Raw genomic sequence first — 4,016 nt, 5'->3', positions numbered from 1 at the left:
CAGGGGCGATCCGCTGCGTCAGTGCTTTCCGCCGTGCGAACCACCGTCGGTGTCGCCCGTGTTGATGTCGGAGTCGTGGATGGCGCCCAGTACGCCGTTCTGGGTGCCCAGCACGCTCTTGAGGTTGGTGAGGGTGCCGTCGCCGATGCTGACGATCGCCTCGGAGAGGGACGAGCCGGTCTTGATGGAGCCCTCCCGTTGTTCCTTCTCCTGCGGCAGCATCTGCTTGGCGTAGCTGTCGTCGTGTCCGGGCCAGCCGGAGGTGGATGACACGTCCGTGATGAACTCGTTGATCATCTCATTGGCCAGCCGGCTGATCTGCTCGATCTGCCGGGTGCCGGCGACGAGCGCGGGCGGGGCGGCGGAGTAGGCGTTCGAGGCCATCGTCTTCTCAGTCCTCCGGGTCTTCGCTGATCTCGTCGCGGAGCCGGCCGGCCCCGCGCCGTCGGCCGGCCTTGGGGCCCTCCAGGACACCGGGCCCGAAGATCTTGTTCCAGTCCACGTCGAAACCGGTGATCTCGGGTGCCTCGGGGTTGGCCTTGGTGAAGGGCTCGAAGGTGGCCATGACGTGCCGGGCCATCCGCGCCCGTGCCTCCTGCACCGCCTCCAGCACGCTCGCGGCGAGCTGACCGGCGGGCATCGTGCGGTACTTGTCGTCCAGGAAGGTCACCGCGCGCAGGTCGCCCTGCGCGGAGACGGTCACCTCGACCGCGCGGTCCGCCGAGCGCACCGTGCTCTCGGCGTGGGCGAGTTCGCCCTCCGCGCGGGCCACCGCGGCCTCGGTGGCCTCCAGTTCGGCCACCGCCTTGGCCAGCCGCTGCTCGATCGACTCGCTGCTCATCGGCCGATCACCGCCGGCGAACCGCCCTCGTCGGTGCCCCAGACGTCCTCGTCCTCGGTGAGCCACGCGTCCCGGGCGCGGTCGCCGCTCTCCGTGGAACGGCCGTTCTGGCCTGCGCCGTTGCCGCCGGGGCCGCCCACCGGGTAGGGGGCGCTGGACGTGGTGGGCCGGGTGTACACGACGTCCTCGTCCTCGTCCACGTTCGCCGCCCGGTTGGTCCGGCCGCGCCGGGTGGCGCCGTTGGACGGGTCGGTGAGGACGGCCCGGGTGCGCTCGCTGGTGCCGCCCTGGCCGCCGCCTCCGCCACCGCCCATACCGCCGCCGCCCATGCCTCCCATGCCGCCCATCCCCATCGGGTTGAGCGGGGTGCCGCTGGACGCGCTCTGCTCTGCGGTGGAGGCGCCGAGGGCGGCGGTGTCGAGGGAGTCGGAGCGCAGCGGGCCGCCGGTGTAGGGGGTGCTGTCGTAGTCGTCGTAGCCGCCGTCGAGGCTCGAATCCAGGCCGCCGGAGGACGAGTTGAGACTGCCGCCGCTGAGGCCGCCGCTGTTGAGCCCGCTCGTGTTCAGGCCGCTGGTGTCGAGGCTGTTGCCGTTGTTCAGGCCGCTCGTGTCGATGCCGCTGGTGTCGATGCCGTTGCCGTTGAGGCCGCTGGTGTCGATCGAGGACGAGGGGAGGTCGCTGCCGTCGATGTCGGTGGTGGTCGTGTGGCCCGACGGGTCGGTGGTGGTGAGCTGGCCCGTGTCCGGGTTGAGGGTCTGGGTGGAGCCGTCCGGGAACTTCGTGGTCAGCGTGCCGTTGTCGTTCAGCGTGGTGGTCGAGCCGTCCGGGTTGGTGAAGGAGTCGCCCGGGTTGAGATGCGTGGTGGTGACGTTGCCCGAGGGGTCGGTGACGGTGACCTGACCGGTGTCCGGGTTGAGCGTCTCGGTGGAGCCGTCCGGGAACTTCGTGGTCAGCGTGCCGTCGGAGTTGAGCTGGGCCGTCGAGCCGTCCGGGGTGGTGAAGGAGCCGTCGGTCGGGTTGAGCGTCGACGTGCTGACGGTGCCGTCCGGGTTCGTGGTGGTGACCTGGCCGGTGTCCGGGTTGAGGGTCTGGCTCGTGCCGTCCGGGAACTTGGTGGTGAGCGTGCCGTCGTCGTTGAGCGTGGTCGTCGAACCGTCCGGGTTGGTGATGGTGCTGCCCGGGTTGAGCTGCGAGACCGAGGTGGTGCCGTCCGGGTTCGTGGTGGTGACCAGGCCGGTCGACGGGTCGATGGTCTGGGTGGAGCCGTCCGGGAACGTCGTGGTGAGGCTGCCGTCGCCGTTGAGCTGGGTGCTGCCCCCGGTCGGGGAGTTGAGCGTGGTCGAGCCGTCCTTGGTGGGGTCGTTGCCGTTGTTCAGGAGTGACGGGCCGTTCAGCATGGTGCTGGCGAGGTTGCTCAGGTCGTTGCCGTTCGTACCGTCGCCGTTCAGCGGGTTGTCGGTGCTGAGGTTGTTGAGGTCGTCGAGCCCGCTGCCGACGTTGTTCAGGCTGTTGCCGAGATCGTCGTTCAGGTTGTTGAGGCTCGAGTTCAGGCCGTCGCCGATGTTGTTGAGGCTGTCGTTCAGGTTGGTGTTGAGGTTCGTGCCGAGGTTGTTGAGGCCGTCACCGAGGTTGTTGAGGTTGTCGTTCAGGCCGTCGTTCAGGTTGTTGAGGTTGTCCCCGAGGTTGTTGAGGTTGTCGTTCAGGTTGTCGTTGAGGTTGTTGAAGTTGTCGCCGAGGTTGTTGAGGTTGTCACCGAGGTTGTTCAGGTTCTCGTTGAGCTTGTCGTTGTTCTCCTTCGCCTCTTCCTCGGCGATCTCGTTCTCCTCCTTCTGGAGGACCTCGGAGAGCGTCTCGTTGTTCTTGTTCGTGACCTCGTTGGCGAAGGCGTCCTCGACGTCCGCCCAGGCGTTCTTCACATTGCTGAGCGCGTCGATGGACGGCTGCTTGAGCTTGGCGTCCGCGTGGTCCGACCAGCTCTTGACGGCGGCGTCGGCGATCTTCTGCCAGGTGGTGTGCTGGGTGAGGTCGCCGTACTCGGGGACGGACTGCTTGAAGTTGGCGTCCGTGGAGTAGCTGGTGGAGGTGGAGGTTCCGTACTGGCTGGTGGTGGTGGTCGACTTCGACAGCACGTGGTTGATGTTGTTGTTGATGACCCACTGGCTGATCTCGTCGAGGATCTTCTTCGCGTGGTAGTGCGGGTCGTGCTGGCCGTCCGACGCCCAGTCGTTCCACGCGGTCTGCAGATCGGTGATCGCCTGCTTCAGCGCCGTCTGCGCGGCGGCCAGCGCGTCGCTCAGCTTCGACTTCGGGGCGTAGCCGCCGAGGGTGGTGTTGGTCGGCGTGTAGTCACTGCCGCCCAACTGCGAGACGTAGCCGTTGTAGTTGGTCTTCAGCTCGTCCAGCAGATGCCAGAAGAGGCTGGCCGCCTTGCCCTTCCAGGCCGCCTGGTCCTCGCCGAGCGAGGTCATCCACTTGTCGACGATGTCCGAGTGGTCCTTGAAGAACTGCACCACCCGGTCGAAGGACTGGCCGGTGGTCTCGAAGGAGAGCATGTCGACGGCGTTGGCGTCGATGACCGACAGTCCGCTGTACTCGAATCCCTGGGTCGAGTACGGCGACGCCAGGATGTGGTCGAGGACCAGCTTGCTGCCCGAGATGTACTGCGCCATCGGCCCCGAGTCCCACTGGACGTGCGAGTACGAGCCCTCGAAGGCGCCGCCGCCGGTGACCTCGCCGCCGCTCCAGAGCGTGGCGCGGCCGCTCCCGTCGACGGTGACGCCGATCATCACGATCCGGGCCTTCTTCATCGACACGCTGTTGTGCGCGCCGTCCCCGCCGGCGTCGTAGAAGGCCAGGTCGTAGTCCTCGCCCTTGTTGACCTGCCAGCCGCCGATCGCCGAGTAGTCGGCCGCGGTCACCGACCTCATGCTCATGCCCTGGATGTCCATCCGGAACAGCTTGAGGTTGCCGAAGTCGTCGTTCGACGAGCTGCTCAGCTTGTCGAACAGCGTGGACCGGGCCGGGAGCGTGTAGCCGGTGAAGTCGGTGACGGCCTGGGCGAAGTAGTCGTCCGGGTCGTAGTTGGCGGTCCCGGTGGTGGTTTCGGCCATGGGGCGGACTCCGCTGCGAAGGAGGAGGGGGACTGGGCGGGGGGTTCCGGGGGACGGGGCCCGGG

The 4,016-nt window shown here is 67.5% G+C and carries 3 protein-coding genes; all 3 read right to left on the bottom strand.

Going from position 1 to position 4,016, the window contains the following annotated elements; translation table 11 throughout:
* Positions 1-18 precede the first annotated feature (18 nt).
* Genes R2B38_RS32210 through R2B38_RS32200 form a run of 3 tightly spaced genes read right to left on the bottom strand, consistent with a single transcriptional unit; the run spans position 19 to position 3,951 of the window.
* Positions 19-384: a hypothetical protein gene (locus R2B38_RS32210; RefSeq protein ID WP_033285061.1), complete on the bottom strand. Its 366-nt coding sequence runs from the start codon at positions 382-384 to the stop codon at positions 19-21.
* 7 nt (positions 385-391) lie between these two features.
* Positions 392-841: a YbaB/EbfC family nucleoid-associated protein gene (locus R2B38_RS32205; protein ID WP_318019340.1), complete on the bottom strand. Its 450-nt coding sequence runs from the start codon at positions 839-841 to the stop codon at positions 392-394.
* The gene (locus R2B38_RS32200) at positions 838-3,951 is read right to left on the bottom strand and encodes an AAWKG family protein (RefSeq protein WP_318019339.1); all 3,114 of its coding nucleotides are present in this window, start codon (positions 3,949-3,951) and stop codon (positions 838-840) included. The genes R2B38_RS32205 and R2B38_RS32200 overlap by 4 nt, the downstream gene beginning before the upstream one ends.
* Between the last annotated feature and the right edge of the window lie 65 nt (positions 3,952-4,016).

It is taken from the genome of Streptomyces sp. N50 (assembly GCF_033335955.1).
GTDB lineage: Bacteria > Actinomycetota > Actinomycetes > Streptomycetales > Streptomycetaceae > Streptomyces.
This window is presented reverse-complemented; position numbering and strand designations above follow the sequence as displayed.

What these genes read in the sequence shown, in the direction of transcription:
- R2B38_RS32210 (WP_033285061.1), bottom strand. Translation starts at nt 384, where the DNA reads ATGGCCTCGAACGCCTACTCCGCCGCCCCGCCCGCGCTCGTCGCCGGC.
- R2B38_RS32205 (WP_318019340.1), bottom strand. Translation starts at nt 841, where the DNA reads ATGAGCAGCGAGTCGATCGAGCAGCGGCTGGCCAAGGCGGTGGCCGAA.
- R2B38_RS32200 (WP_318019339.1), bottom strand. Translation starts at nt 3,951, where the DNA reads ATGGCCGAAACCACCACCGGGACCGCCAACTACGACCCGGACGACTAC.